Raw genomic sequence first — 26561 nt, 5'->3', positions numbered from 1 at the left:
GGCCGCCAACGGCGCGCCCTTCGCCAATGTACTCAATCTGGGCATCGGCGGCTCCGATCTCGGCCCGGCCATGGTGACGGACGCGCTCGCCCATACCGGCGCGCGGCTCGATGCGCGCTTCGTCGGCAATGTGGACGGCCACGCCCTCGCCCCGGTGCTCGACCGGCTCGATCCCGCGCGCACCCTCGTGCTGATCGCGTCCAAGTCCTTCACCACCCAGGAGACCATGGCGAACGCCGCGGTCGCGCGCGCCTGGCTTGCGGAGAAGCTGGGCGAGGGGCGGATCGGCCAGCATCTCGCCGCCCTCTCCACCAATCTCGCGGCGACATCCGCGTTCGGCATCGCGCGCGAGCGCGTGTTCGGCTTCAAGGACTGGGTGGGCGGGCGCTACTCGCTCTGGTCGCCGATCGGGCTCGGCATCGCGCTGGCACGCGGCTGGGAGGTGTTCGCCGCCCTGCTCGCCGGCGCGCATGCGATGGACACCCACGCGCTGACGGCACCGCCGCGGCGCAACCTGCCGATGCTGCTGGCACTCGTGCACAGCTGGCACGCGACCTTCCTCGGCCGCGCGGCTTACGCGTGTCTCCCCTACGACCAGCGGCTCGCGCGCCTGCCGGCCTGGCTGCAACAGTTGGAGATGGAATCGAACGGCAAGCGGGTCGATCTCGCCGGACAGCCCGTCCCGTTCCCGACCGCGCCCGTGGTGTTCGGCGAGCCGGGCACGAACTTCCAGCACAGCTTCGGCCAGTTGATGCACCAGGGCACCGCGACCATTCCGGCCGATCTCGTGCTGGTCGCGCGCCCCGATCACGACCTCGCCGCGAACCACCGCATCCTGCTCGCCCATGCGGCGGCGCAGGGTGCGGCGCTGGCGCTCGGCCGCAGCGCGGACGAGGCGGTGGCGGAACTCACCGCCGCCGGCACCGATCCCGCGCGCGCCGCAGACCTCGGCCCGCACCGCAGCTTCCCCGGCGACCGGCCGACCATCAGCATCATCCTGCCGCGGCTCGACCCGCACCATCTCGGCGCGCTCCTCGCCCTCTACGAGCACAAGGTCGCGCTCCAGGCCGCGCTCTGGGGCATCAACGCCTTCGATCAGTGGGGTGTGGAGCTCGGCAAGACCCTCGCCGGCGGCACCGAAGCGGCGCTGGCCACCGGCGACACGGCGGCGCTCGATCCGGCGACCGCCGGGCTCGTCGCGACGCTGCGGCGGATGGGCGGATGAGCATCCGCCTGCTTCCCGCCGCCGTCGCTGACCGCATCGCCGCCGGCGAGGTGGTGGAGCGTCCGGCCTCGGTCGTGAAGGAGCTCGTCGAGAACGCGCTCGATGCCGGGGCGCGGCGGATCGCGGTGGCGATCGAGGGCGGCGGCACGGCGCGCATCACGGTCGAGGATGACGGGGCCGGGATCGCGCCCGGCGAATTGGCGCTGGCGGTGGAGCGGCACGCCACCTCCAAGCTCGCCGATGAGCGGCTGATCGAGATCGCGACCTTGGGCTTCCGCGGCGAGGCGCTGCCCTCGATCGGCGCGGTCGCACGGCTGGAGATCGTCTCGCGCGCGGCCGGGGCCGATGCCGGCGCGGCGATCGCGGTCGAGGCCGGGGCGAAGGGCGAGGTCCGCCCCGCCGCGGCGCCACCCGGCACGCGCGTCACCGTGCGCGACCTCTTCTTCGCCACCCCCGCACGGCTCAAGTTCCTCAAGACCGCGCGCACCGAGGCGGAGGCGTGCGTGCAGGCGGTGCGGCGACTGGCACTCGCGGACCCGGCGGTCGGGTTCACGGTGACGCTGGACGGGCGCGAGGCGCTCGCCGTGCCGGCCGCGGATCGCGCGCGCCGCATCGCTGGGCTGATCCCCGACCTCGCCGAACACGCGGTGGAGGTCGCGTCCGAGCGCGGCGCCTTCGCGCTCGCCGGCGTCATCGGCCCGCCGAGCCTGACGCGCGCGACCGCGACCGAGCAGCACTTGATGGCGAACGGGCGGCCGGTCGCCGACCGGCTGCTCCGCACCGCGCTGCGCGTCGCCTATGGCGACCTGATCGCGCAGGGCCGCCACCCACTCGCGGTGCTGGCGCTGACCCTGCCGGCCGAGGCGGTGGACGTGAACGTGCACCCCGCCAAGGCGGAGGTTCGGTTCCGCGAGCCCGACGCGGTGCGCGGCTTCGTCATCTCGGCGCTGCGATCGGCCCTCGGCACCGCGCGCACCGTCACCCCCGCGCCGGCCGCGCGCTGGTCCCCGCCCATGCGCCTCGCCGCTGCGTCGGCGTCCTTCGCCGAGGCCCCCGCCCTGCCGCTCGCCGCCCCGCCGCTCGCGCGCCCTGTGCTGGCTGCACCGGCGATGCCGGAGCACCCGCTCGGGGCGGCGCGCGCGCAGCTCCTCGACACCTACATCGTCGCCGAAACCGCCGACGGCGCGGTGGTGCTGGTCGATCAGCACGCCGCCGCGGAACGCCTCGCGCACGAGGCGCTGCGCCGGGCGCTGGAGGCGGGCGGCGTCGCGCCGCAGACGCTGCTCTCGCCCGAGGTGGTGGAGCTCTCGCCCGCCGCTTCCGAGGCGGTGCTCGCGCGCGCGGACGAGCTCGCGCGCCTTGGCCTCGCGGTCGAGCCGTTCGGCGGTGCGCTGCTGGTGCGCGCGGTACCGGCCCCGCTCGCCGGCTGCGATGCGGCCAGCCTGCTGCGCGACATCGCCGAGGAACTGACCGACACCGGCGAGACGACGATGCTGCGCGTGCGCATCGATGCGGTGCTGGCACGCATGGCCTGCCACGGCTCCGTGCGCGCCGGCCGCCGCCTCGCGCCGGCGGAGATGGATGCGCTGCTGCGCCAGATCGAGGCCACACCGAACAGCGGCACCTGCAGCCATGGCCGCCCGACCTGGATCCGTCTGACGCGCGCCGAGCTCGAGCGCCTGTTCGGCCGACGCTGACCGAGGAGTCTCCCATGCCGTTCGATCTCGCCCGCGCGCAGGCGCACGCCGATGCGATCGCCGCTGCCTGGGCAGCCGCGCGCGGCCCCGGCGGCGCGATCGTGCTGTTCGATCGGAGCGGCCCCCGCGCCACCGCCTGCGGCGGACTCGCGAGCCTCGACCATGCGCTCGCGATCACGCCCGACACGGCATTCCGCTGGGCCTCCATCACCAAGCACGTGCTTGCCGCGCTGGTGCTGCGCGAGGGTGGGATCGCGCTCGACGATCCGCTCGGGACACATCTCCCCGACCTCGCGCCCACGCCCGCCGCCGTCCCGGTCGGCCGCGCGCTCGACATGACCAGCGGCATCGCCGATGCGATGGAGGCGCTGTGGCAGCTCGGCGTGCCCTGGACCGCGACGCACACGCGCGAGGCGCTCTATCGCTTCACCGCCGCGATCGATGCGCTGAACTACACGCCCGGGACCGAGATCTCCTACACCAACACCGGCTATCGCTGGATCCAGCACGCGCTCGAGCCACGCGTCGGTCCCCTGGGCGACGCCTGGCGCGACGCCTTCTTCGCTCCGCTCGGACTCCATTCGGTGCAGTTCCCGGAGGATTTCACCGACCCCGTGCCCAACCTCGCCACCGGCTACTGGCGCGACGAGGCCGGCGCCTGGCATTCGGGGCGCTACGGCACGCATCTCTCCGCTTCGGGTGGGCTTGCGGGCTCCGCGCGCGATCTCGCGGGATGGCTCGCCGCGCTGCTCGCCGAGCGCGCGCCCGTGCAGGGACTGCTGCCGCGCCTCGCCGAACGCCGTCGCCTGACCGACGGGCGCGCGACCGGCTACGGGCTCGGCATCGCGCACGCGCCGTTCCTCGGCATCCCGCTCTACGGCCATGGCGGGTCGCTGCCGGGGTTCAAGAACCATGTGCTGATCGCGCCGGAGCACGGCATCGGCGTCGTGCTGCTGTCGAACCGCGAGGATACCGATCCGCTCGGCCTCGCGCTCGAGGTCGCCGCCGCCGGGCTCGGCGCGACCCTGCCGCCCGCCACCGCGGCGCTGCCCGATGGGCTCTTCGCGGCGGAGGACGGATCGCCCTTCTGGATCGAACTCGCGCAGGGCCGCGTGACCTTCCTCGGCGCCGCGGAGCAGCTCTTCGACGCGGGCGATGGCTGGGCCGTGTCGCGCAGCCCCTATATGTGGATCCGGCTGCGTCACGAGGGCGGCGCGATCGCGGGTGAGATCAACCACGTCGCCCGCCGCTTCGTCCCCGTGCCGCGCGACGCCGCACCCGATCCCGCCTGGGCAGGGCGCTGGCGCAACGACGCGCTCGGCGCCGCGTTCGAGGTTGCGGTCGCGGACGGCACGGCGACGCTGACCATGGGGGTGGGCCCGCTGCGGACGGCGATGCCGCTCGTCCCGCTCGGGGCAGGGCGCGCGCTCGGTCGCCGCAGCGACGGGCCTTGGGCGCAGCGGCCCTGCTTCGCCTTCGGCGCCGACAGCACCCGGGTTGTCACCAACCGCTGCCGCGTGTTCTCCTTCCGCCGCGCCTGAACGACGGGGAAGGACCGACACCATGAGCCTGCGCCGAACCCTGCTCGCGGCGGCTGTGTGCACTCTCGCAATGCCCGCCGCCGCCCAGGACAACGTGCTGCGCGTCGTGCCGCATGCCGATCTGCGCACGCTCGATCCCGTTGCGGTGTCGGTGGTGATCACCCGCATGCACGGCCTGATGATCTACGAGACGCTGTTCGCCTGGGACGAGAACCTCCAGCCCAAGCCGCAGATGGTCGAGCGCTGGTCGGTCTCGCCCGATCAGCTCACCTGGGAGTTCACGCTGCGCGACGGCTTGAAGTTCCACGACGGCCAGACCGTCACCACCGCTGACGTGGCGCAGAGCCTGCGGCGCTGGATGGCGCGCGACACGGTGGGCTCGCGCGTTGGCGACGCGCTCGCCTCGCTCGACATCGTCGATGCGAAGACGTTCCGCATGGTGCTGAAGCGTCCCTTCGGCCTGATGGAGTACGCGCTCGGATCGGCGGTCGGGCAGATCCCGGTGGTCATGCGCGAGGAGGACGCGAAGACCGACCCCGCGCGCCCCATCACCACCACGGTCGGGTCCGGTCCGTTCCGCTTCAACCGCGACCGTTGGATGGCCGGCCAGGTGGTGGTCTACGACCGCAACCCCGACTACGTGCCGCGCGCCGAGCCCGCCTCGGGCCTCGCCGGCGGGCGTGTGGTGAAGGTCGATCGCGTCGAGTGGCGCAACATCCCCGACGCCTCGACCGTCGCCGCGGCCATGCAGTCGGGCGAGATCGATATCTGGGAGCAGCCGGCCACCGATCTGATCCCCGTGCTGACGCGGGCCCGCACTGTTGCCCTGGACAAGCTGAACACGATCGGCACGCAGGGGATGCTGCGGCCGAACAGCCTCTTCCCGCCCTTCAACGACCACCGCGCGCGGCTCGCACTCGCCTACATGGTCGATCAGGCCGACACCATGGCAGCCGGATTCGGTGACCAGCAGTGGTGGCGCCGCTGCGAGGCCTTCTTCATCTGCGGCAGCGTCTATGGCTCCGAGGCGGGGGCGGACGATCTTCGCCGGCCAAACATCGAGAAGGCGAAGTCGCTGCTGGCCGAGGCCGGCTACAAGGGCGAGCGGATCGTCTTCGTCACCACGAATGACATCGCGCCGATCGGCCGGATGGCGGAGGTGGCGGCAGCGGGGATGCGCCAGGCCGGGATGAATGTCGATCTTCAGTACAACGACTGGGGCACGGTGATCACGCGTCAGGTGAACCGCAACCCGCCCGACCAGGGTGGCTACAACATCTTCCTCACCTACGCCTCGGGCGCGACCATGTTCCATCCGCTGACCAATATCGGCACGAACATGTCCTGCGACGGCCGCAACTGGGCGGGCTGGCCCTGCGACGAGGAGGCCGAGCGCATCCGCCGCGCCTTCATCGACGCGACCGACGAGCCGACGCGCAAGCGGCTGGCCGAGGAGCTTCAGACGCGGCTCGCCGTGGTGCAGCCCTACCGCGTGCTCGGCCAGGCCGATCTGCCCTATGCGCGGCGCACGGCGGTGTCGGGCGTGCTCGCCTCGCCGGTGATGGTGTTCTGGAACATCGAGAAGCGGTGACGCGATCGGGGGTCGGCGTGGCCGGCCCCCGGTCCGGCTCAGAAATAGGCGATCGCGCGCCCGCTCGAGGCGACGCCGAGCCACAGCACCGCCGAGAACGCGGCGAGCGTGCGCGCGAGCTGACCCGGCTCCCGCCCTTCCGGCGGCCAGGCGACACGGTGGAACAGCACCACGTTGGTCAACGCCAGGACCACCAGCACCTTCTTCACCGCGAACGCGTCGTTGGTCGCGACGTGCGTCGCGTCCGCCGCGAGCATCACCGCGCCGGAGAGAACGATCATCACGAAGCCGACACGCGCCACCGGCAGCAGCAGCCGCGCGGCCGCCGCGAACGGCACGGCGCGCGCGACCCCGAGTACGCGCAGATCGAACGACACGATCGACCCGATCAGCAGCGCGATCCCCAGCACATGCGCGATCGAGGCGATCGGATAGAGCCAGAGGCTGTCGCGCGCGACCTCGCCGAGAGCCGTCGCCTCCAGCCAGACCGCCCAGTCGGGCGCGGAGATCTCGTGATCGTGCTCCATCGGGTGATCAGCGGAGCTGCGTGACCTGCTCGCCGATGCGGATCCACTCGGCGCGCAACTCCTCCTCCTTCTGCCGGTGCGGATAGCCCATCACCGTCACGGTCATGCCCGCGCGCAGCCCGTCCCGCGGCACGCCCCGATTGATCATGCGGAACGGCGGCGCCAGCACCACCTCCCAGGTCTTGCCCACCGTCTTCAGCCAGATCGTCGCGTGCGGGTTGGCAAATTCCACCCGCTCGATCTCGCCGGTGAGCGTCTGCGGATTGCGCGCCTCGTAACTGCCCCAGCCGTGATGCGCCGCCGCCGGCGTGGCGATCAGTGCGGGCGCGAGCACGAGCAGCATGCGACGCGTTGGCATGGTGGTCTCACGCGTTGGCATGGCGGACTCCCGATCCTGTTCTCCCCGAAGCCTGCGCCCTCGGGCGCGGCTGCGGAACCCCTGCGCACGCGCCCGTGAGCGGTCAGCTCAGCGGCACCAGCCTGAGCGCCGAGGCGAGCGCGCGCCGTGTTGCCGCGAGATCGCCCGAGCGGTCCAGCGCGAAGGTCGCGAGGGTGGCGAGGAAGGTCTTGGTCAGCCCGACCTCCTCGACCATCCGCGCGAATCCGCCGCGGTCGAGCTGGGCGGCCTCGCGCACCCAGTGGATCAGCCGCGACAGGTTGAACACCATCGGCACCCAGTGGTGCGGGTGCGACGGCCAAGCCTTCTCCTGGATCATCGCCAGCGTGACCGCGCGCCGCGCGGCGGCGGCCTCGAACCAGCGCAGCAGCACCGCCTCCGCCCGCTCGCGCGCGTTCAGGATCGCGAAGGCCGCCGGGTCAGCCGCCGGGGCGATCATGTGTGCGAGCAGACGTTGGAAATGCGCATCCGCGATCGCATCCTGGTCGCGGAACCGCGCCAGCACCTCGGTCAGCGGCAGGCCGAGTTCACCGGCGACCTCGCGCAGACGGAGGTCATGCCAGCCCACCACTTGGGCGCGGTCGAGGGCGGTGTCGAGGATGCGTTCGGTGAGGGCGTCCATGAACAAGAAATAAGGACCAAGGCTTGGGGGGGGGGGGGGGGGGGGGGGGGGGGGGGGGGGGGCGCCCCCGGGCCCCGCCCCCCCTTCCCCCCCGGCCCCCCTATCCCGAGAACCTCGCGCCGCGACCACCGCACCACCAGCAGCCCGGCCACGATCGCCAGGCCGAAGGCGAGGCCGAGCCAGATCCCCAAGGCCCCGAGTCCGGCACCGAACGCCAGCAAAGCGCCCACGGGCAGCCCCAGCACCCAGTAGCCGAGCCCGGCGAACAGCATCGGCACGCGCGTGTCCCTCAGCCCGCGCAGCGCGCCGGCGCCAACCACCTGCAACCCGTCCACCACCTGGAACAGCCCCGCCACGCGCAGCAGCCGTGCGCCGAGCGACGCCACCTCGTCGGCCCGCGGCAGCGCCGGGTCGAGGAACAGCGCGACGATCGGGCCCGGCGTCAGCACGAACACCAGCGCCATCGCGCCCATGAACCCGCCCGCGAGCGTGAGCGCCGTCCAGCCCGCGCGTCCCACGCCGGCGCGATCCTGCGCCCCCGCCGCGAGCCCGACACGGACCGTCGCCGCCTGGGAGATGCCCATGGGCACCATGAACGTGAGGCTCGCGCACTGGATCGCGATCGCGTGCGCGGCCACCGAGACCGCGTCGATCCAGCCGACCAGCAGCACCGCCGCGTTGAACACCATCACCTCGAACAGCAGCGCACCGACGATCGGCAGCGACACGCGCAGCAGCTCCGCCATGCGTGCGCGATCGAGGCGCCACAGCCGGCCGAGCAGCGCATAGCGGCGGAACTGCCGGTCGGTCACGCACACGCCGAGCAGCATCGCCATCATCGCCGTCATCGACGCCGCACTCGCGATCCCCGCGCCGACGATGCCGAGCTCCGGCAGGCCGAAGCGGCCGAAGATGAACAGCCAGTCGAGCAGCCCGTTCAGCGGAATCGCGATCATGGTCGCGACCAGCGCGGGCTTCGGCCGCTCGAGCGCGGAGACGAAGCTCCGCAGCACCATGAACCACCAGAACGGCAGCAGTCCGGGCAGCAGGGTGCGCACATAGAGTGCCGCGGGCCCGGCGATCGCGGGCTCCTGGCCGAGCAGCAGCAGGATCATCTCCGCCTGCCACAGCACGAGCGTCGCCGGCAGCGCGAACCCGGCCGTCGCCCAGAGCCCCATCCGCGCCGAACGCCGCACGTCGCGCACCGCATGCCGCCGCCGCCCCAGCGTCTGCGCCATCAGGGGCGCCGTGCCGAAGGCGAGCCCCAGCCCCGCGATCGCGAACGTCCAATAGAGCGCGAGCCCGATCGCCGAGGCGGCGAGCGCGATCGGATCGAAGTTGCCGAGCATCGCCGCATCGGTGATGCCCATCGCCATCTGCGACAGGTTGGTCAGCGCGATCGGCCAGGCGAGCGACACGGTGGACCGGATCTCGGCCGACCATGCGCCACCCGCCGCGCGTGCGGGCAGCGCGGTTGCGGTCATGCGCGCGGCTATAGCCGGGATGGCGTCGCGGACGCCACCGCCACGGTCTCGACAGGCCGCCGGGTGGCGCGCAAGAATGGCGCGGAGCAGCCCCAAGGGAGACCGGGACGATGCGTAGGATCACGCTTGCCGCCGCGCTGGCGGCGTTGGCCGTCGCGTCGGCCTCAGCGCAGCCGTCCGGAACCATCACCGTGATGGCATATTCCGGCATCTTCGAGGAGAACTATACGGCTGCAGTCGTGGAACCGTTCAAGGCGCGCTTTCCCGGCGTGCAGGTGACCTATTTCGGCCCCGGTACATCGGCGCAGATGCTCGGCATCCTGCGCAGCCAGCGCTCCTCACCGCAGATCGACGTGGTGATCATGGACACCACCACCGCCGCGATCGCCTGCCGCGAAGGACTGGTGGAGAAGCTCTCCCCTGCGCAGGTGCCCGCGCTCGATGAGCTCGTGCCACTCGCGCGTCAGTCGGGCGGCGAGTGCGGCCCGGCCGTCACCTTCGATCATTTCGTGATCGTCTACGACACCACCAAGGTCAGCCCGGCGCCCACCAGCCTGAAGGCGTTGTGGGACGAGAGATGGCGCGGCCGGCTCTCGGTCTCTGCGCCGCCGAACATCCAGGGTCTCGTTCTGACCGCGATCGTCGAGCGGATGGAGGGTGGCAACTACACGCGCGGCGTGGACAAGGCGATCGCGAAATTGCGCGAGCTCGCCCCGCTGGTGCAGACTTTCAACCCGAGCCCGGACGGCTACAGCCTGATCCTGAACGACCAGGTGACCTTCGCCACCGGCTGGAACGCGCGCAGCCAGCTCTACCATGACCAGTCGAACGGGCGGATCGGCGTGATGCTCCCGGAGGAGGGCACCGCGTTCCAGATCAACATGATCAACGTGGTGGCGAACGCGCCGAACCGCGCCGCGGCGATCGCCTTCACCAACTGGGCGCTCGGAGTCGAGGCGCAGACCACCTTCACCAACCGCATGTTCTACGGGCCGACCAACGCCAGGGCGACGCCGAATCCCGATGCGCTCGCCCGCACCGCGGCCGATCCGCGCTATCGCGACCGGGTGATCCCGCTCGACTGGAACGACATCGTGCAGGTGCGTGACACCTGGAACAACCGCTGGCGCCGCGAGGTGATCGCCGCCGGCGGGCGTTGAGGATCCGGTGGCAGAGCTCGCGCTCGCCGGGCTCAGCAAGCGCTACGGCGAGGGCCCGCCGGCCGTCGACGCACTCGATCTGACCGTGGCGGAGGGCGAGTTCCTCGCCCTGCTCGGCCCCTCGGGCTGCGGCAAGACGACCAGCTTGCGCATCGTCGCCGGGCTGGTGCCGCCTGACACCGGCAGCGTGCGGCTCGGCGGGCGCGACATCACCGCGCTGCCGGTGCATCGGCGCGACATCGGCCTCGTGTTCCAGTCCTACGCGCTGTTTCCGCACATGACCGCCGCCGGCAATGTCGGCTTCGGCCTCGAGATGCGCGGGCTTGCGCGTGCCGAGCGCGACCGGCGCGTCGCCGAGGCGCTGCGCCTGGTGCGGCTCGAGGGCCTGGGCCACCGCCGCCCACGCGAGCTCTCCGGAGGTCAGCAGCAGCGTGTGGCGCTCGCGCGCGCGATCGCGATCCGCCCCAGCCTGCTGCTGCTCGACGAATGCCTTTCCAATCTTGACGCCAAGCTGCGCGAGGAGATGCGGGGCGAGATTCGCGACATCCAGCGTGAGGCCGGCATCACCGCAGTCTTCGTGACCCACGACCAGACCGAGGCGCTGGCGATCTGCGACCGCGTGGCGGTGATGCGCGAGGGGCGGATCGACCAGGTCGGCACGCCGGAGGAGGTGTACGAGCGGCCGGCCACCCCGTTCGTCGCCGGCTTCCTCGGCCGGATGAACCGGATCGCCGCGCCGGTCGCGACGGCGCGCGGGCCGCTGCCGGCGGGCCATGTCGCGATGGTGCGCCCGCACCGTGTGCGCATCCTGCGCGATGGCGCCGCGGCGGATGGCGCCGAGAACCGCGCCGAGGGCACCGTGCGGCGGATCACCTATATCGGCGATGTCGTGCACGTCGAGGCCGAGACGCCGCTTGGCCGCCTCGCCGCAGAGGTCTCGGGCGCGGCGCCGGACTGGCGCGGCCTCGCCCCGGGCGCGCCGATGGGCCTCGCCTGGCGGGCGGCCGACACGCTCGCGTTTCCCGGGACGGCATGACGCCGCGGGTGCTCCCCTGGCTGCTGCTGACGCCGGCGCTGGCCGCCCTGGCCATGGTGTTCGCGCTGCCGATCGCCTGGCTGTTCCGCATCTCGCTGAACATCTCCGAGGGCTCGGGCGCGATGGTCGAGGCGGTCGCGCTGGACAGCTACCGTGCGCTGTTCGCCGACGACTTCACCTGGCTGCTCACCGGCAACTCGTTCCGGCTCGCCGCGACCGCCAGCACCGCGGCGGTGCTGTTGGCCTATCCGATCGCGCTGTTCCTGTTCCGCACCGAGAGCCGGTTCCGCCCGCTGCTCGCGATCCTGGCGGTCGCGCCGCTGCTCGTCTCCGGGGTCGCGCGCGTGGTCGGCTGGATGGTGGTGCTGGGCGACCAGGGGCTGGTGAATGCCGCGCTGCTCGGGCTCGGGCTGGTCGATCGCGCGGTGCCGCTGATCAACAACTGGGACGGCGTGACGATCGGGCTGACCGAGAGCGTGATGCCCTATGTCATCCTCTCGCTGCTGGCCGGGTTCGGCCGGCTCGACCGCGCGGTCGAGGAGGCGGCTGCCACGCTCGGCGCGCCGCCGTGGCGCGTGTTCCTGCGCGTCACCCTGCCGCTGTCGCTGCCCGGGATCGTGCTCGGCTGGCTGATCGGCTTCGTGCTCGCGATGAGCGCCTTCATCACGCCGCGGCTGCTCGGCGGCGGACGCGTGTTCGTGCTGGCGACCGAGATCTACGACCTCGCGCTGGAATCGGTCGACTGGCCGGCGGCGGCGGCCCTCGCGATGTACGCGCTCGTGCTGCTGCTGCTGATCCTCGCCGCCTACACGGCCCTCACCCGCCGGATCGCCGTCTGATGGCGTTCCGGCTGGTCGTCCTGCTCGGCTACGGGTTCCTGCTGGCGCCCGGCGTGTTCGTCGTGATCATCGCCTTCTCCGACGACCGCTTCCTCACCTTTCCGCCACCTGGTCTGTCGCTGCGCTGGTTTGCCGCGCTGTGGGAGAACGAGACGCTGATGGGGGCGATGCGGCGGAGCGCGATCCTCGCCTCGATCGTCACCGCGCTCGCGCTCGCGATCGGCGTGCCGGCGGCCTACGCGATCGCGCGGCTGCGCTTCGCGGGACGCGAGGCGATCTTCGCCGCGCTCACCGCGCCGCTCCTGCTGCCGACCCTGGTGCTCGGCCTCGGCATCCTGCTGGTGTTCTTCCCGTTCGGGCTTGCCGCGACCTGGCCGGGGCTCGCGATCGCGCATCTCGCGGTCACGCTGCCTTTCGTGGTGCGCATCATGGTGACCGCGCTGTCGACGCTGCCGCCCGATCTCGAGGACGCGGCGGCGACGCTGGGGGCGACTCCCCTCACGGTGGTGCGCCGGGTCACGCTGCCGCTCGCACTGCCCGGCCTGATCGCCTCGGGCGCGCTCGCCTTCCTGATCAGCTTCGACGAGGTGGTGATCAGCCTGTTCATCGTCGGCCCGCGCCTCTCCACCCTGCCGGTCGAGATGTACCGCTATGTCGAGGGCCGCACCGACCCGATGGTCGCAGCACTCGCGGTGGTGCTGATCGTGTTCTCGCTGTGCGTGGTGCTGCTGGTGGAGCGACTGCTCGGGTTCATGCGCGCGGTGGGGCGCTGAGGAGGGACGATGCCGAAATACGAGATCGGGACGATGCCGGAGCCCTTGCCGGCGGCGCTCGTGGCCAAGCTCGAACAGGTCGAGACCGCAACGGTCGGGCACTGGCGGCACTGGGGGTTCATGGATCGCGCCATCCAGCCCCTGCTGCGCGAGAAGCGCATCGCCGGCGTGGCGGTGACGCTCGCGATTCCAGGACCGGACTCGACATTGCTGCACCACGCGCTCGGCCTGCTCCGGCCGGGCGATGTGCTGGTGGTGGACCGGCTCGGTGACGACCGGCACGCCTGCTGGGGCGGCGGTGTGACGGTTGCGGCGAAGGCCGCCGGCGCGAAGGCCGGCGTGGTCGACGGCCCCTGCACCGACCTCACGGAGATCAAGGACAGTGACTTCCCGATGTGGTGCCGAGGGCTCGCGCCGATCACCACGCGGCTCTACGACCTCGGCGGACGGCTCAACAAGCCGGTCTCCTGCGGCGGTGTGGCCGTCATGCCGGGAGACGTCATTCTCGCCGACGAGTCCGGCGTGCTGGTGCTGCCGCGCGACGAGGCCGAGGCCGAGGCGGACGCGGCGATCGCGCGCCAGGCGCGCGGGCTCGAGAGCCAGGACAAGGTGAAGGCCGGCGCGAAGCTCGGCGCGCTCTCCGGGGCGACGGCAAAGGTAAAGGCCGCCCTCGGCGCGTGATGGACGAGACGCTCGAGGAGGCGCTCGCGAGTGCCTGGGCGCTCCTCGTCCGCGCTGCCGGTGATCCGCGCCATCCCTGCCGCGTCGTCCAGCTCGCCACCAACGGGTCCGACGGCGCGCCGCAGCTGCGGAGCGTGATCCTGCGCGGCGTCGATCCGGCATCGCGGGTGCTGCGTCTCCACACCGACCGGCGCAGCGCCAAGGTCGCGGAGATCACCGCCGCCCCGCGCGTCGCCCTGCTCGCGTGGGAGCCGCGCACTCGGGTGCAGCTCCGCCTCGTCGGCGGGGCCGAGACGCTCACCGACGGGCCGGTCTGGCAGGCGGCGTGGCAGGCCACGCCAGCGGCGTCACGGCGCGACTACGCCCAGGCCAGCCCGCCTGGCACCCCATGCCACGGTCCCCCTGCCGCCCCGGGCGGTGCCGGCCCGGCCCGCAACTTCGCCGTCATCCTGTTCACCGTCGATCGGCTGGACTGGCTCAGGCTTGCGCCGGGAGCGCATCGGCGCGCAGGGTTCGCATCGGACGGAGACGTGCTGCGGGGTACCTGGCTGGTCCCCTGACGGCGCAGTCGGGAGCACGCCGTGGAGAAGAAGACCCAGATCAACACCTGGTACATCCTCGCCGCGGTGCTGGCGGTGCTGCTGATCCAGGACTTCCTCTCGGCAGCTCGCCAGACTGAAGCACTGCCCTACTCCGACTTCAAGCGCCTGGTGGCGGAAGGAAAGGTTGCGGAGGTGACTGTCGGGCCGGTGCGCATCGCCGGCCGGTTCCGCGAGCCGATCGACGGACGCCCCTATTTCGTCACCCAGCGCGTGGACGAGAGCCTCGCCGAGGATCTCGCCAAGGGCGGCGTCGTCTTCACCGGCACGCCCGAAGCCGGGTTCCTGGCGACGCTGCTCTCCTGGATCGTTCCGGCATTGGTGTTCTTCGGCCTCTGGTGGTTCCTGATCCGCCGCTTCGCCGACAAGGCCGGGTTCGGCGGCATGATGACCATCGGCAAGTCGAAGGCGAAGGTCTATGTCGAGAAGGACACCGGCACGACCTTCGCCGACGTCGCCGGCGCCGACGAGGCCAAGGCGGAGCTTGAGGAGATCGTCGCGTTCCTGAAGGACCCCGCGACGCATGGCCGGCTGGGCGCGCGCTCGCCCAAGGGCGTGCTGCTGATCGGCCCCCCCGGAACCGGCAAGACGCTGCTCGCGCGCGCGGTCGCCGGCGAGGCGGGCGTGCCGTTCTTCTCGATCTCCGGCTCCGAGTTCGTCGAGATGTTCGTCGGTGTCGGCGCCGCGCGGGTGCGCGACCTGTTCGAGCAGGCGCGCACGGCGGCACCCTGCATCATCTTCATCGACGAGCTCGACGCGCTCGGGCGCGCGCGCACCGCGGGGCCGACCAGCGGCGGCTATGAGGAGAAGGAGCAGACGCTGAACCAGCTTCTCGTCGAGCTCGACGGCTTCGACGCGTCGGCCGGCATCGTACTGCTGGCCGCGACCAACCGGCCGGAGATCCTCGATCCGGCGCTGACGCGCGCGGGCCGGTTCGATCGCCAGGTCGCGCTCGACCGGCCGGACCGGAAGGGACGGCGCGACATCCTCGCGGTGCATGTGCGCAAGGTGAAGCTCGCCCCGGGCGTCGATCTTGACGCGATTGCAGCGCTGACGCCGGGCTTCACCGGCGCGGACCTCGCCAACCTGGTGAACGAGGCGGCGCTGGCGGCGACCCGCGCCAAGCGGACCTCGGTGACAGACAACGACTTCACGGTCGCGATCGAGCGCATCGTCGCCGGGATCGAGCGGCGCTCGCGCCTGATGAACGCCGACGAGCGCAGGCGGGTCGCCTATCACGAGCTCGGCCATGCGCTGGTGGCACTCTCGGTGCCGGGCGCCGATCCGGTGCACAAGGTCAGCATCATCCCGCGCGGCGTCGGCGCGCTCGGCTACACCATGCAGCGCCCGACCGAGGACCGGTTCCTGCTGACCAGGGCCGAACTCAAGGGCCGCATGGCGGTGCTGCTGGGCGGCCGCGCGGCCGAGGATCTGGTGTTCGGCGAGGTCTCGACGGGGGCGCAGGACGACCTGATGCGCGTGACCGAGATCGCGCGCGGCATGGTGACGCGCTACGGCATGGCCGAGGCGCTGGGCGAGGTCGCCTACGAGACCGAGACGAGCCGGTTCCTGGGCCTGCCGATCGAGGGCGGCGGGCGGCGCTTCTCCGAGGAGACCGCGCGCGAGATCGACCTCGCGGTGAAGGGGCTTGTGGCCGAGGCGCACGCGGCGGCGCGGGCGATCCTCGAGCGGCGGCGCGCGGAGCTCGATGCGCTCGCGACGACGCTGCTGGAGCGCGAGACCATGGGGCCGGAGGACCTGCCGAAACCGGTGTCTGGACGAAACGACACCGAAGCGTCATCCTGAGCCGGGCGGGTTGCGCTATCGGAGCGTTGATGACCGACACGATCACTGCCTACGGGCTGTCGACCGAAGGACGCTGCGAGCCCGAGCCGCTCGCGCAGGAGCTCGCGCTGTTCGCCGAAGCCGGCTGCACGGCGGCCGAGATCTCGCTGCAGAACAGCTTCGCCGTCACCGGCGGCCGTGTGAACGGCCCGGAGGTCGAGGCGTTGGCCGCCGTACTGCGGCGCTTCCCGCTGCGCTACACGGTGCACGGCCCGCTCGGGATGAACCTGATGGACGCGGCGCATCATGATCTGCACCGCGCCGTGTGCCGGGCGATGATCGAGGCGACCGGGGCGCTCGGCGCCGGCGTGCTGGTGGTGCACAGCGGCGTCTGGGAGCGCGGCCTCGCGCCAGCGGAGATCGAGCGGCGCAAGCGGATGGAGGTGGAGGCGCTGCGCGACCTCGGCGAGGTGGCCGCGCGGCACGGTGTGATGCTGGCGCTCGAGAACCTGCCGCCGCTGCCGACCATTCCCGAGACGCACGACGCCTGGGGGATTGCGGCGCAGGTGGCGGCGGTCGGGCATCCGAATGTCGGCGCGACGCTCGACATTGGCCATGCGGCGATGATGGCGGCGGCGAAGCAGCAGGACCTCGCGGCGAGCATCGCGGCGATGGCGCCATATGTCGTGCACCTGCACCTGCAGGACCAGTTCGGTCGGCTCGACACGATCCGTCTGCCCGGGTCGGGCGAGAAGCTTGCCTACGGCACGGGCGACCTGCATGCGCCGCCCGGCTGGGGCGAGATTCCGTTCGAGCGCCTGCTGGGCAGCTTCGCACCGCGTGCGGGCACGGTGATGATCTACGAGCTCGCGGAGAAGTTCTTCCGCTTCGTTCCCGAAACAGCGACAGCGTTGCGGCGGTTCGCCACGATGGTCGGCACGGCGCGTCAGGCCGCCTGAGCGGCAGCCTCGGTGGCGATCGCGCGGATGCGGCGGATCAGCGCGGCGACGCCGTTGCCGCGATTCGCCGACAGGTTGCCGATCAGGTCGAGCTCCTTGAGGAAGCCGGGGTCGACCTCCAGCGCCTCCCGCGGCGTGCGGCCCGAATAGACGCGGAGCAGCATCGCGACCAGACCCTGCACGATTGCCGCGTCGGATGCGCCAGCGAGCCAGAGCCGTCCCGCCGCGATGCGCGGCTCGATCCACACCTGGCTCTGGCACCCCTCGACCTTGCGCGACGGCTCCTTCCACGACTCGGGGAAGGCAGGCAGCGCGCGGCCCCAGTCGATCACCTGTTCGTAGCGGTCCATCCAGTCGTCGAAGAACTCGAACTCGTCCTTCAGCGCCGCGACGGCATCGGCTGCCGAGCGCTCGGTCGGGGTAACGAAGGGACCATCCATCGGGTGGAACATGGCGGTTCCCCGGCCGCGCTCAAGTGGTGCCGCGCCCGAAGGGCCTTGCGGCCCTTGACGGCACCCGTGCGGCGCAACGCCCGGCGGGGTAGTCTGATCGTCCGGAGGAGAGCGCCATGCGCCGTCTTGGTCCCTGCATCCTGGCTGCACTCGCCGTGACCCTGCCGGCGACCGCGACCGAGCTGCCAGTGGTCTCGGTCACGCTTTCCAATGCGGGGCTCGCGCAGATCGAGCGACGTGGCACGGTCGCGGCGGAGGCGCCGGTTGTGCTGCGCGCGCCGTCCGCGGATGTGGACGACCTCCTCAAGAGCCTCGTGGTCTTCGATCCGGTCGGCGTCGTCGAGGGTGTTCGCCTGCCGGCGCAGGACGCCGCTGCCGAGGCTTTCCGCGGCCTGCCGCTGCGACCCGAGGACTTCGCCTCGCGGGTCGCGTTGCTGCGCGCGTTGCGCGGGCAGCGCGTCGAGGCCGGCGGGATCTCGGGCCGGCTTGCGGATGCCGAGGAGATCGACTCCGGGCTGAGGGTCGCGGTCCTGACTGAGACCGGTCTGGCGGCCGTCGTCATCCGCGAGGGCGACGAGGTGCGGCTCGCCGATGCCGCGTTCGCGGCGCGGGTGCGGCGTGCGGCCGATGCGCTGGGTGCGGCGCGCGCGGAGGACCAGCGGCGGATCGAGATCGCCCTCAGGGCCGATCGGGCGCGCGAGGTCGGCGTGCTCAGTGTCACCGGCGCGCCGCTGTGGAAGCCGTCCTGGCGCCTGCTCCTGCCCGCCACCGGGGGTGAGGCACGGCTGCTCGGCTGGGCGGTGGTCGAGAACCGTTCCGGTGTGGACTGGGAGCGCGTGCGCCTCGCGCTGGTCTCAGGCAATCCGGCAGCGTATCGCCAGGCGCTCTACACGCCGATCGAGGTGCCGAGGGTGGAGATCCCGGTGCGCGCGGCCGAGACCGTCACGGTGCGGCCTGACACGGGGCCGCGGCCGCCCCCGCCGCCGGCGCCGATGGCCGCGGCGGCACCGCCGCGGATGCGTGCGGCGGCGGAGACCGCGGCTTCACCCGGCGGCGCCGTCGCGGACCGGGTCGCGTCGCAGCCGCAGGCGGTCGCGGAGTCCAGCATCGGCCGGGTCGCCTTCACCCTGCCCGCACCGGTGACGGTGCTGAGCGGCGAGACGGCGAACGTGCCGTTCCTCGACGCGCGCCTGCCGGCCGAGCGGGTCTGGTGGGTGCAGGACCTGGCTGCACGCAACCCGTTGCTCGCGGTGCGCGTCAGCAACGCCACGGGCAGCACCCTGCCCGACGGGATCGTCACCGTGTTCGGCGCCGAGGGTTCGGAGTCTGGTGCCTTCCTCGGCGATTCCGACCTGCGTGCGGTCGCGCCGGGCGAGCAGCGCCTGCTTGCCTTCGGACGCGACCGCGACGTTCAGCTGGGACGGACCGCCTCGACGACCGACCGGCCCGGCGCGGTTCAGCTCCAGCGCGGGCGGCTGATCGTCCGCGGTGTGCAGCGGGTCGAGGAGGCGGTCGCGATCGATTCGAAGGGCGCGCGCGGGCGGCTCGTGCTCGATCTGGCGCGGCGCCCCGGCGCGCGGCCGGACTTCGCGGTCGCGGCGGAGGGCGAGTTCGGCCTGCGCCACGAGGTGGTGCTGGATGGTTCTGCGACGACGCTGCGGCTCGGCTTCGAGCGCGAGACGCGAAGCGAGCTGCGGCTGTGGGATGCGGGGCTCCGGCCGTTCGAGCTGATGGGCTCATGGCGTGAAGCCGATCTCGATGCGGCGGCGCCGCGCTTGCCGGGCGGTCCGGGCACGCTCGAACGGCTGCGCGACCTGCTCGCCCGTCTGCCGGCTGACGCCGAAGGCCGGGCGGTGCTGCAATCGGTGATCGATGCGATGGCCGAGCTGCGCAACAGGCTCGACGCGGCGCGCAGTGCGGTGCGTGCCTATGGCGTGGCAGAGGCGGCGCTGACCCGCGCGCGGCAGGCCGTGGAGGACCGCACGGGGCCGCAGCGGGAGGCCGCGCGCCGCGCACTGAACGACGCCTCGATCGCGGTCGAGCGCGCGGGCGCGGAGGCCGATGCCCTGTGGCGGGCATGGCGCGAGGCGGTGCAGGCGCTGCTGGCGCGGGAGTCGTGACGGGGGCGCCGCGTCGTCAGAACCGCCCGTCCGCCGCCAGCACGATCCGGCCGATCACCTGGCCGGCGCGCAGCCGCGTCAGGGCGTCGCCGGCCTTGTCCAGCGGCTCCGTGGCGATCGGGATCGCCGGCAGCTTGCCGCTTCGGGCGAGCGTGATCAGTTCACGCAGCTCCTTGACATTGCCGACATAGCTGCCGCGCACCGTCAGTGCGCGTGTGGGCATCACCGGCAGCGGCAGCGGCAGGTCGCCGCCATAGAGCCCGACCAGGATGAGCGTGCCGCCCTTGCGCAGGGACGCGAACGCCGCGCGCGCGGAGGGGCCCGCGCCCACCAGGTCGATCACCGCCTCGACCGGGCCGCCGCAGGCCGCGATCACGCGCGCGGCCACTTCGTCGGGCGTCTCCGCCTTGCCGTCCACGACGTCGGTCGCGCCCTCGGCGGTTGCCGCCTCGCGCTTCTTCGCGTCGATGTCCACCACGACGATGCGCTTGTGGCCGAGCGCCTTCAGCACGGCGATCGCGTTCAGCCCGAGCCCGCCGGCGCCGAACAGCACCACCGGCTCGTCGGGCGGCAGCGGCAGCACCTTCTGGATTGCGGAATAGACCGTCAGCCCGGAACAGGCGTAGGTCGCGGCGAGCGCGGGATCGAGCCCTTCGATCGGGAGGAGGTGGCGCGGCTCGGGCACCAGGATGTGGGTCGCGTAGCCGCCGTGCTGATAGACGCCGAGCGAGCGCGGCTTGAGGCACATGTTGTCCTCGTCGGCGCGGCACTTCGCGCAGGTGCCGCAGCCGACCCAAGGGAACACCAGCCGCAGATCGCCGACCTTCAGCCCGCTCGCCGCGGCCTTGGGCCCGAGCTTGAGCACGCGCCCGACCACCTCGTGGCCCATCGCCAGCGGCAGGGTCACGCCGCGGTCCTTCAGCGTCAGCACCTTGCCGCCGCCCATGTCGTAGAAGCCCTCCCAGATGTGGATGTCGCTGTGGCAGACGCCGCAATGCGTCACCTCCAGCAGCACCTGCTCGCCCTCGGGCTCTGGCGTCGGCAGCTCGATCGCCTGCAGCGGCTTGCCGTTCTCGATCACCGCCATCGCGCGCATGCGTTCCCTCCTCCTCTTTGCCGTCCGATGGGAGCCCGGCGCGTGCACAGGGTCAAGCGATGCTTCCCGTTGCGCGCCCATGCGTGGCATGGTCGGGCCGTGGCGGACCATCCACTTCGCGCAACGATAAACGACGAGCTGCACGCGCGCCCGCATCCGCGGCTGACCGCGCCCGCCGTGCTCAGCCATGTCGTGCTGATGGCGGGCGAGGGCGATGCCGAGAAGGACCGCGAGCGCTTCGCCGCGTTCTGCCGCGAGCATGGCGCCGCGCCACCGCCCGAGGGTGCGCGCCACCACACCATCGCCGCCGGTGCGCGCACCGTGCGCTGGGAGCGGCACGGCGAGTTCACGGCCATCACGGTCGTCGCCGACGCGGTCGCGGACCTCCCGGGCGTGGCCGGCTCGGCGATCACCCCCCCGCTCGCGTCCTGGCTGGAAACGCTTCCTGGCGAGCGCCTTGCCGCGGTCCATCTCAGCGTGCTGCCCGGCCTTGCGGCTGCCCCGCCGGCCGAGGCTTTCGCCGGCGAGGTCGTCGGCAGCACGGTGGCCGACGGCGCGGGCGCGGTGTTCGCCGATTTCCGGATCGGCACGGACGGGTTCACGCGCATGCTGCTCTATGCGCACAAGCTGACGCCCGGGCGGCTCGGGCGCATGGCGCAGCGGCTGCTGGAGATCGAGACCTACCGCATGGCCGCGCTGCTCGGCCTGCCGCCGGCGCGCACGGCCACACCGCAGCTTGCCGCGTTCGAGCGCCGGCTCGATGCGATCGTTGCCGCGACCAGCGCCTCCACCGAGGACGATCATCGGCTGCTTGACCGGCTGACCAGGCTCGCCGCCGAGGCCGCGGCGCTGGCCGCCGCCAACCGGTTCCGCTTCGCCGCGACCGAGGCATACGGCGCGCTGGTCACGGCGCGCATCACCGAGTTGCGCGAGGGGCGGGTGGAGGGCGCGCAGCGGCTCGGGCTGTTCCTCGAGCGCCGCTTCGTGCCGGGCCTGCGCACCTGCGCGGCCGTTGCGCGCCGCGAACGCGCCCTGCTCGACGGCATCTCGCGTGCGGGCGGGATGCTGCGCACGCGCGTGGAGGTGCGGCTCGCCGCGCAGAACCGCGACCTGCTGGAGGCGATGGACCGGCGCGCACGGCTGCAGTTGCGTCTGTCCCAGGCGGTCGAGGGCCTCTCCGTGTTCGCGATCGCCTATTACGCCGTCAGTCTGCTGAAGTATGTGGGCGAGGGCGCGCCGCTTCTGGGGCTGCCGGATGCGGGACAGCTTGCCGGGCTGCTCGGCCCGCCGCTGGTGATCGGCGCGGCGTGGTACGGGGTGCGGCGCATCCGCAGGGGGCTGCGGCACGACGGGTCGTGAGCGTGGCCGCGCGTCGGCGGAGCCCTGGGCAGCCCGTGGCGGTGCAGCGGGACCGGCCACCGAGCCCCGCGTCGACCGTCCGTTCGACGGCAGGTTATCGGATCGGGCAGGGGACACACGGCGGCGCGGCGTGGCGCCCGGGAGCGCGAGACCGGCGGGCAGGTCACTTTATCACTTTACGACTTTATCGCTTTATCCGGCGCGCGCGGCGCCGTCGGGCGGGTGCGGCGAGGAGGAGCGCGCAGGGTAGCGGGCGCGTGCGTCAGGATCGGGCGTGGGTCGGGCGGATCACGCGGATGTCGAGGCCGAGGGAGGGCGGTCGGGCGGCGGGTCCTCCCGCGCGGCCTCGTCGTGCCGATCCTTCAGGACGTCGTCGGTGGTGTAGCGCTCGGCGCTGCGGCGCTGGTAGCCGCGCACGCGCACCTGGAGTTGGCGGACGATCGCGGCGGGGGTCATGACGCCTCCGTGCCCGCGCCATGTCGCGCGAGGGCGGCAGCGAAGGCGGCGCGCAGCGCGTCGCGCTCGTCCTCCGGCAGCCAGCTCGTGGCGTTGGTGACCAGCATCCTGGCGCGCGCGCATGCGGCCTCGTCCCAAGGCTTGGTCGGCGCCGCTTCGAGTTCGGCGATGACGTGTCGTGCCATGCGGCGCGCGGCCTTGCGCCGCGCCTCGTCCTCGGCCTCCGTGCTCTGCGCCGGGACGTGATCGAACAGGCTGGTCTGGTCGGGGGCGTGAATCGGCATGGCGTGAGTCTAGCAGTCCGGGGCGACGTCCTACAGGCCGAGTTCGGCGCGGGTGAGCGGGCGGGCGAGCGCGGCCTCCAGCACCGGATCGGCCTGGTCGAACCAATGCAGCACCTCCGTGAGCCGCCATGCGACATCGAGCGCGTCACGCTGCACCTCGGCGAGCGCCTCGTCCGCGCGCGCGGCGAGCCAGCGGTAGAGCACGCGATAGCCGGAGACGCCGAAGGCGAACACGCGCTCCGGCACCCCGGCGAGGCGGAGCGAGCCGTCCTCCTGCAACGGGATCGCGCCGCTGCCCGACCCGTCCGCCCGGAAGGCCTGGCCGATCGGTGGCACCCAGAGCGTGACCCCGGTGGCCCGGCCGGCGAGACGCGCAGTGCGGAACGCTTCGGCCGGCTGGCGGGCGAAGGTTTCGAGCGCGGCGATCTCGGCGCCGATCCGCGCGGCGTCCTCGAACACCGCCGGATCGGCGGGGAAAGGGATGTGCGGGAACGCCTCCTCCAGGTCCCAGGCGAAACGGCGCGTGTAGGAGGTGGCGGAGAGCAGCGTGGTGACCGCGTGGAACACGTCCTCGGGGCGGACGTGGCGGGCATAGGCGGCTTCCAGGCCGCGCAGCAGGTCGGGGTTCAGGTTGTGCGCGGCGGGACCGTTGCGCCGGTCGTAGAGCGGGAAGGCGTAGCCGCCGTAGGAGCCGCGGAAGGCGTGGTAGTCGGGGATCAGGCCGTGCACCCACGCGGCCGGGCCGGCACCGGTGCCGGAGGGCATCGCGTAGAGGGCGATGTTCGAGGCGCCCCAGGCTGCACGCAATTCAGGTCGGAGGCGGTCATTGAACGCGGGATGAGCATAGTGAAACCGTCGGTCGAGCGGGCGATACACTGTTGGCAGGACAAGAGACGTCTCGAAGCTTGTCTGGCACGCGGCGGTCCATGGCTTCGCGGCAGTAGAGTGGAACTTCACTTCCGCATCCGCCGCCGTAGAGGCGAGCCAATCCTTCACCCGGCGTTCGATCTGCGCGGCCGTGAAGCCGTAGACGAATTCATCCCGTTTCGTCTGTGTTCCGGACGAGCGGAACCGGAACGCATCGGCGATGGACACGGCGGCGACATCGGCGAACGGCTCGGGCAGGAAATCGTCGAGCCCGCCGCGCTCGACGCGCACGAACGACAGCGCCGCCTCGCCCCGCGCCACGCGCTCCAGGAACGTCTCCTTCTCCGCCTTGGAGAACAGACCCGCCGCCACGCTACGCCCGCTGCCGCCAGGTGTCGGCGTAGAACACCTGCGCCTCCGTGCCCGCCGCTTTCGTGCCGTCGGCGACGGCGACCGTGATGCACACCCCCGCCTGGATCGCGAAGACATTCTCGTCCTCCTCGATCCCGGCCGGACGCTCGCCACGCAGATCGCCGCGCAGGTCGATCACCTCGATCCGGTCGAAGCGCTCACGCAGCATCCTGCGCAGCCCGGCATAGGGATGGCCGGCAAGAAACGTCCGGTTGGTGATCAGGCACACCACGCCGCGCTTCGGCGCGCCCTCGCTCTCGAACAGCTTCCACAAGCACCAGCGCCAGAACGCGATGTAGAGGTCTGGGAACGTATTGAGCTCGCCGCCCCAGCCGGCCTCGCGCACCGGCTGCTTCAGATCGTCCCAGAACCCGTTTGCCCAGCCGGCGGTGATGCGCGCCTCCTCACCCTCCGCCAGCCGCCGATACGGCGGATTGCCGAAGATCGCCAGGATCGGCGCCTCGCGCTTCACCGCATCCGCCGCCCGCCGCTCCTCCACGATCGGCGCCGACATGAAGCCCAGATGCGGCACCACCCCGACGCCGCCGGTCGGCGGCGTGAGCGTGTCCGCGAGGTAGATTTTCAGCCGCGTCGCGAGCGACGCCCCGGCGGCCCGCCGTTAGCGCGGCAACCGGGTATGCGCCACCGTGTACGGCCCCACCAGCAACTCGAACCCGTGCAGCCGTTCGGCGAGCTTCGTCAGTTCGCCGGCAACCGCGCCCTCGCCCATCTCCCGCGCTGCCCGCTCGGCTGCCGCCGAGGCCGCTGCCAGCAGGAACGTCCCGGTGCCGCAGGCCGGATCGAGCACCAGCACATCCCGGTCCAGCAACCCGTTTGTGCCCAGATGCTCGCGCAACGCCCGGTCGGTCGCCGCCACCATGAACCGCACCACCGGAACGGGGGTGAAATAGACGCCATGTCGCCTGCGCGCGACCGGATCGAAGGTCTCCAGGAAGTCCTCATAGAAATACAGGATCGGGTCGTAGTCCGCGCGCTTCGCCAGCACCGCGGGATCGACCGCGTTCACCGTGTCCAGCATCACGTCGAAGCCCGCGCCCAGCAGGTCGATGATCTCGTCCTGCGTCAGCGCGCGCAGCGTGGCGCGCAGCAGCGGATAGCTGCCCTCCGGCAGCAGCCGATACGCCTGCTGGTCGAGGTCCTTGCCCGATGCATCCCGCGCCAGCAGCAGCCCGAACGCCAAGGTCTGCGCGAACGCGTTCGCGAACAGGGCGTTCTCGTCCGTCGCGTCGTAGCCGCCCGCCTCGGCATGCGCGAACAGCGTATCGCGGAACTCCGCCCGCACGGCATCGAGCGCCTCCGGCGCGCCCTCGCGGCAGGCATCGAGCGTGATGCCGCGCACCAGCCGAGCCGCATGCGCCAGAGCCTCCGCCACGTCCTTTGCCGTCCGCATCCGCGGCGGCGTGGCCAGCGCCAGCATCTCGACGATCGTCAGGAACGACGTGGGGTCGCTCCGGCGGATCAGCCGCTCAGCGGTCGCCGCCGGCGTCTCCGGGTCGAGCGCGGAGGCGGCAACGATCGTGGCCTCCTCGCCGCGCGCGTCGCGCCGATACAGATGGATCGTGTGGAAGTTGCAGAAGCCCCACAGCGGCAGCGCCTTGAAGCGCTCGAACTGCGCCTTGTCGTGGCCGCGCAGTTGCGTCGGGCGCAGGCTCTTGTCCGGCGCCTTCAACTCGACGAACGAACGCGCGGGCTGCGCCGCGCGGGCCAACGCGATATCGGGCCGGCCGACGCCGGGCTTGCGGTACTCGGGCAGAACGCGCACCGTCGCGCCGTCGCCGAAGCGCAGCCGCAGCGCATCCTCCAGAAGGCGCTGGAACCGCGGCGCCAGCAGCAATTCCAATCCAGTGCCGTCGCCGGCAATGCCGGGATTGGCGGCGCGATCCTTTCGGATCGCGTCGGCATAGGCGATCAATGCGTCATGAAGTGACGTGTCTGCCATCGCGCCCCGCCACGAATCGTATGGCCGCAGAGTGCACGGCTTCGCCGCAGGAAGAAAACCCCGCGGGGGCGAAGGGCCATTGGCCCTTCCCCCCGCACCCCCAATCCCATCTACCCCCGCCCCGCCATCACGTCCCCCGCATCCGCCGTCCGATGGCGCTGCCTCGAATCATCACCATCACCCCGGCGATCGCGGATCGAACGGAAGCTCGGGCTGCGGGGGTTGCGGCAGATCGCCAAGGCCGAGCACCGTGAGCCCTCGCTGTTCCGTCAGCGTTCTGAGATCGTCGTCATCCGTGCACAGCGCGGTCGCGCCCTCCACCACCGCGATGGCAAGGATCATGGCATCGAACTTGACCAACCCGCGCGGCTTGCGGCTCGACTTCGCCAAGTCGAGTCCGGATCGGATCAGGTGGCCGCACTCGGTCGCTGCACGTCGATCGAACGGAACGATGCGAAACCGTACCTGACGGTCGATCAGGTCCAGGATCGGCTGCGGCTCGCGAGTCGCAAGCGTCAGCAGTTCCGCCAACGCAGGCGTCGGGATGAGAATCTCGGCACGCTCCGCGTCGCACCGGCCGAAGAAGTGGGTCAGGCGCACGCGCTGGTCCGTTTCGCTCAGCCCAGGTACCGGCCGGATC

Annotated in this window: 26 protein-coding genes; 14 read left to right on the top strand and 12 right to left on the bottom strand. The window is 72.1% G+C overall.

Annotation, left to right across the window (positions count from 1 at the left end; genetic code table 11):
* The 4 genes from pgi to ACTIFU_RS06545 all read left to right on the top strand — a co-directional run.
* A partial coding sequence (pgi, locus tag ACTIFU_RS06560; RefSeq protein ID WP_439577493.1) for a glucose-6-phosphate isomerase occupies window positions 1–1225 on the top strand: 1225 nt, incomplete at its 5' end.
* Complete coding sequence (gene mutL / locus ACTIFU_RS06555; RefSeq protein WP_439577492.1) at window positions 1222–2922, top strand: DNA mismatch repair endonuclease MutL; 1701 nt, start codon at window positions 1222–1224, stop codon at window positions 2920–2922. The genes pgi and mutL, both read left to right, overlap by 4 nt.
* A gap of 14 nt (window positions 2923–2936) precedes the next feature.
* On the top strand, window positions 2937–4463 hold the full coding sequence (locus ACTIFU_RS06550) for a serine hydrolase domain-containing protein (RefSeq protein WP_439577491.1): 1527 nt from the start codon (window positions 2937–2939) through the stop codon (window positions 4461–4463).
* Between the two features lie 22 nt (window positions 4464–4485).
* The gene (locus ACTIFU_RS06545; RefSeq protein WP_439577490.1) at window positions 4486–6054 is read left to right on the top strand and encodes an ABC transporter substrate-binding protein; all 1569 of its coding nucleotides are present in this window, start codon (window positions 4486–4488) and stop codon (window positions 6052–6054) included.
* 38 nt (window positions 6055–6092) lie between these two features.
* Here ACTIFU_RS06545 and ACTIFU_RS06540 read toward each other — a convergent pair whose 3' ends face one another.
* The 4 genes from ACTIFU_RS06540 to ACTIFU_RS06525 all read right to left on the bottom strand — a co-directional run bounded on the left by ACTIFU_RS06540 (window position 6093) and on the right by ACTIFU_RS06525 (window position 9084).
* Entirely contained in the window at window positions 6093–6581 is a 489-nt protein-coding gene (locus ACTIFU_RS06540) for a DUF6644 family protein (protein WP_439577489.1), read from the bottom strand.
* A gap of 7 nt (window positions 6582–6588) precedes the next feature.
* A complete protein-coding gene (locus ACTIFU_RS06535) occupies window positions 6589–6939 on the bottom strand; it encodes a DUF6152 family protein (RefSeq protein ID WP_439577488.1) in 351 nt (116 codons plus the stop codon).
* A gap of 103 nt (window positions 6940–7042) precedes the next feature.
* The gene (locus ACTIFU_RS06530; RefSeq protein ID WP_439577487.1) at window positions 7043–7546 is read right to left on the bottom strand and encodes a hypothetical protein; all 504 of its coding nucleotides are present in this window, start codon (window positions 7544–7546) and stop codon (window positions 7043–7045) included.
* Window positions 7489–9084, bottom strand: coding sequence for an MATE family efflux transporter (locus ACTIFU_RS06525; protein ID WP_439577486.1), 1596 nt, complete (start codon window positions 9082–9084; stop codon window positions 7489–7491). The genes ACTIFU_RS06530 and ACTIFU_RS06525 overlap by 58 nt, the downstream gene beginning before the upstream one ends.
* A gap of 110 nt (window positions 9085–9194) precedes the next feature.
* On the opposite strand from ACTIFU_RS06525, the gene ACTIFU_RS06520 reads away from it, so the two are divergent.
* The 8 genes from ACTIFU_RS06520 to ACTIFU_RS06485 are packed head-to-tail and all read left to right on the top strand — an operon-like array spanning window position 9195 to window position 16916.
* Window positions 9195–10244, top strand: a complete 1050-nt coding sequence (locus tag ACTIFU_RS06520; protein ID WP_439577485.1) for an ABC transporter substrate-binding protein — start codon at window positions 9195–9197, stop codon at window positions 10242–10244.
* Between the two features lie 7 nt (window positions 10245–10251).
* Window positions 10252–11280, top strand: coding sequence for an ABC transporter ATP-binding protein (locus tag ACTIFU_RS06515; protein WP_439577484.1), 1029 nt, complete (start codon window positions 10252–10254; stop codon window positions 11278–11280).
* Window positions 11281–11288: 8 nt separating this feature from the next.
* Window positions 11289–12119 carry an ABC transporter permease gene (locus tag ACTIFU_RS06510; protein WP_439577483.1) on the top strand — a complete coding sequence of 277 codons (831 nt, stop codon included), beginning with the start codon at window positions 11289–11291 and terminating at the stop codon, window positions 12117–12119.
* The gene (locus ACTIFU_RS06505; RefSeq protein ID WP_439577482.1) at window positions 12119–12892 is read left to right on the top strand and encodes an ABC transporter permease; all 774 of its coding nucleotides are present in this window, start codon (window positions 12119–12121) and stop codon (window positions 12890–12892) included. The genes ACTIFU_RS06510 and ACTIFU_RS06505 overlap by 1 nt, the downstream gene beginning before the upstream one ends.
* A 9-nt stretch (window positions 12893–12901) precedes the next feature.
* The gene (locus ACTIFU_RS06500) at window positions 12902–13573 is read left to right on the top strand and encodes an RraA family protein (protein WP_439577481.1); all 672 of its coding nucleotides are present in this window, start codon (window positions 12902–12904) and stop codon (window positions 13571–13573) included.
* On the top strand, window positions 13573–14133 hold the full coding sequence (locus tag ACTIFU_RS06495; RefSeq protein WP_439577480.1) for a pyridoxamine 5'-phosphate oxidase family protein: 561 nt from the start codon (window positions 13573–13575) through the stop codon (window positions 14131–14133). The genes ACTIFU_RS06500 and ACTIFU_RS06495 overlap by 1 nt, the downstream gene beginning before the upstream one ends.
* A gap of 21 nt (window positions 14134–14154) precedes the next feature.
* Window positions 14155–15978 (top strand): ATP-dependent zinc metalloprotease FtsH, encoded by a 1824-nt coding sequence (gene ftsH / locus ACTIFU_RS06490; protein WP_439577479.1) that lies wholly within the window; start codon window positions 14155–14157, stop codon window positions 15976–15978.
* A 29-nt stretch (window positions 15979–16007) separates the two neighbouring features.
* Window positions 16008–16916 carry a sugar phosphate isomerase/epimerase family protein gene (locus tag ACTIFU_RS06485; protein WP_439577478.1) on the top strand — a complete coding sequence of 303 codons (909 nt, stop codon included), beginning with the start codon at window positions 16008–16010 and terminating at the stop codon, window positions 16914–16916.
* Here ACTIFU_RS06485 and ACTIFU_RS06480 read toward each other — a convergent pair.
* Window positions 16904–17356, bottom strand: a complete 453-nt coding sequence (locus ACTIFU_RS06480) for a SufE family protein (RefSeq protein ID WP_439577494.1) — start codon at window positions 17354–17356, stop codon at window positions 16904–16906. The genes ACTIFU_RS06485 and ACTIFU_RS06480 overlap by 13 nt on opposite strands.
* Window positions 17357–17484: 128 nt before the next feature.
* Between ACTIFU_RS06480 and ACTIFU_RS06475 the strand changes: the two genes are divergently transcribed.
* The gene (locus ACTIFU_RS06475) at window positions 17485–19488 is read left to right on the top strand and encodes a DUF4139 domain-containing protein (protein ID WP_439577477.1); all 2004 of its coding nucleotides are present in this window, start codon (window positions 17485–17487) and stop codon (window positions 19486–19488) included.
* A 16-nt stretch (window positions 19489–19504) separates the two neighbouring features.
* Here ACTIFU_RS06475 and ACTIFU_RS06470 read toward each other — a convergent pair whose 3' ends face one another.
* The gene (locus ACTIFU_RS06470) at window positions 19505–20584 is read right to left on the bottom strand and encodes an alcohol dehydrogenase (RefSeq protein ID WP_439577476.1); all 1080 of its coding nucleotides are present in this window, start codon (window positions 20582–20584) and stop codon (window positions 19505–19507) included.
* A 99-nt stretch (window positions 20585–20683) separates the two neighbouring features.
* Between ACTIFU_RS06470 and ACTIFU_RS06465 the strand changes: the two genes are divergently transcribed.
* Complete coding sequence (locus tag ACTIFU_RS06465; RefSeq protein ID WP_439577475.1) at window positions 20684–21943, top strand: DUF3422 family protein; 1260 nt, start codon at window positions 20684–20686, stop codon at window positions 21941–21943.
* Between the two features lie 288 nt (window positions 21944–22231).
* Here the strand turns inward: ACTIFU_RS06465 and ACTIFU_RS06460 are convergent, their stop codons facing one another.
* The 6 genes from ACTIFU_RS06460 to ACTIFU_RS06435 all read right to left on the bottom strand — a co-directional run bounded on the left by ACTIFU_RS06460 (window position 22232) and on the right by ACTIFU_RS06435 (window position 26521).
* On the bottom strand, window positions 22232–22399 hold the full coding sequence (locus ACTIFU_RS06460) for a hypothetical protein (RefSeq protein ID WP_439577474.1): 168 nt from the start codon (window positions 22397–22399) through the stop codon (window positions 22232–22234).
* Window positions 22396–22683, bottom strand: a complete 288-nt coding sequence (locus tag ACTIFU_RS06455; protein WP_439577473.1) for a hypothetical protein — start codon at window positions 22681–22683, stop codon at window positions 22396–22398. The genes ACTIFU_RS06460 and ACTIFU_RS06455 overlap by 4 nt, the downstream gene beginning before the upstream one ends.
* Before the next feature lie 30 nt (window positions 22684–22713).
* Window positions 22714–23922: a type ISP restriction/modification enzyme gene (locus ACTIFU_RS06450; RefSeq protein WP_439577472.1), complete on the bottom strand. Its 1209-nt coding sequence runs from the start codon at window positions 23920–23922 to the stop codon at window positions 22714–22716.
* A gap of 1 nt (window position 23923) precedes the next feature.
* Window positions 23924–24475: a hypothetical protein gene (locus ACTIFU_RS06445; RefSeq protein ID WP_439577471.1), complete on the bottom strand. Its 552-nt coding sequence runs from the start codon at window positions 24473–24475 to the stop codon at window positions 23924–23926.
* A 105-nt stretch (window positions 24476–24580) separates the two neighbouring features.
* Complete coding sequence (locus tag ACTIFU_RS06440) at window positions 24581–25921, bottom strand: N-6 DNA methylase (RefSeq protein WP_439577470.1); 1341 nt, start codon at window positions 25919–25921, stop codon at window positions 24581–24583.
* Between the two features lie 177 nt (window positions 25922–26098).
* Window positions 26099–26521, bottom strand: a complete 423-nt coding sequence (locus tag ACTIFU_RS06435) for a type II toxin-antitoxin system VapC family toxin (RefSeq protein ID WP_439577469.1) — start codon at window positions 26519–26521, stop codon at window positions 26099–26101.
* Window positions 26522–26561 lie beyond the last annotated feature (40 nt).

The sequence above is a fragment of the Elioraea sp. genome, from assembly GCF_051860475.1.
Lineage (GTDB): Bacteria > Pseudomonadota > Alphaproteobacteria > Acetobacterales > Acetobacteraceae > Elioraea.
Note: the sequence above shows the minus strand (reverse complement) of the source record. Positions and strands in the feature narration are given on the sequence as shown.

What these genes read in the sequence shown, in the direction of transcription:
- mutL (WP_439577492.1), top strand. Translation starts at nt 1,222, where the DNA reads ATGAGCATCCGCCTGCTTCCCGCCGCCGTCGCTGACCGCATCGCCGCC.
- ACTIFU_RS06550 (WP_439577491.1), top strand. Translation starts at nt 2,937, where the DNA reads ATGCCGTTCGATCTCGCCCGCGCGCAGGCGCACGCCGATGCGATCGCC.
- ACTIFU_RS06545 (WP_439577490.1), top strand. Translation starts at nt 4,486, where the DNA reads ATGAGCCTGCGCCGAACCCTGCTCGCGGCGGCTGTGTGCACTCTCGCA.
- ACTIFU_RS06540 (WP_439577489.1), bottom strand. Translation starts at nt 6,581, where the DNA reads ATGGAGCACGATCACGAGATCTCCGCGCCCGACTGGGCGGTCTGGCTG.
- ACTIFU_RS06535 (WP_439577488.1), bottom strand. Translation starts at nt 6,939, where the DNA reads ATGCCAACGCGTCGCATGCTGCTCGTGCTCGCGCCCGCACTGATCGCC.
- ACTIFU_RS06525 (WP_439577486.1), bottom strand. Translation starts at nt 9,084, where the DNA reads ATGACCGCAACCGCGCTGCCCGCACGCGCGGCGGGTGGCGCATGGTCG.
- ACTIFU_RS06520 (WP_439577485.1), top strand. Translation starts at nt 9,195, where the DNA reads ATGCGTAGGATCACGCTTGCCGCCGCGCTGGCGGCGTTGGCCGTCGCG.
- ACTIFU_RS06505 (WP_439577482.1), top strand. Translation starts at nt 12,119, where the DNA reads ATGGCGTTCCGGCTGGTCGTCCTGCTCGGCTACGGGTTCCTGCTGGCG.
- ACTIFU_RS06500 (WP_439577481.1), top strand. Translation starts at nt 12,902, where the DNA reads ATGCCGAAATACGAGATCGGGACGATGCCGGAGCCCTTGCCGGCGGCG.
- ACTIFU_RS06495 (WP_439577480.1), top strand. Translation starts at nt 13,573, where the DNA reads ATGGACGAGACGCTCGAGGAGGCGCTCGCGAGTGCCTGGGCGCTCCTC.
- ACTIFU_RS06485 (WP_439577478.1), top strand. Translation starts at nt 16,008, where the DNA reads ATGACCGACACGATCACTGCCTACGGGCTGTCGACCGAAGGACGCTGC.
- ACTIFU_RS06480 (WP_439577494.1), bottom strand. Translation starts at nt 17,356, where the DNA reads ATGGATGGTCCCTTCGTTACCCCGACCGAGCGCTCGGCAGCCGATGCC.
- ACTIFU_RS06475 (WP_439577477.1), top strand. Translation starts at nt 17,485, where the DNA reads ATGCGCCGTCTTGGTCCCTGCATCCTGGCTGCACTCGCCGTGACCCTG.
- ACTIFU_RS06470 (WP_439577476.1), bottom strand. Translation starts at nt 20,584, where the DNA reads ATGCGCGCGATGGCGGTGATCGAGAACGGCAAGCCGCTGCAGGCGATC.
- ACTIFU_RS06460 (WP_439577474.1), bottom strand. Translation starts at nt 22,399, where the DNA reads ATGACCCCCGCCGCGATCGTCCGCCAACTCCAGGTGCGCGTGCGCGGC.
- ACTIFU_RS06455 (WP_439577473.1), bottom strand. Translation starts at nt 22,683, where the DNA reads ATGCCGATTCACGCCCCCGACCAGACCAGCCTGTTCGATCACGTCCCG.
- ACTIFU_RS06445 (WP_439577471.1), bottom strand. Translation starts at nt 24,475, where the DNA reads ATGTCGGCGCCGATCGTGGAGGAGCGGCGGGCGGCGGATGCGGTGAAG.
- ACTIFU_RS06440 (WP_439577470.1), bottom strand. Translation starts at nt 25,921, where the DNA reads ATGGCAGACACGTCACTTCATGACGCATTGATCGCCTATGCCGACGCG.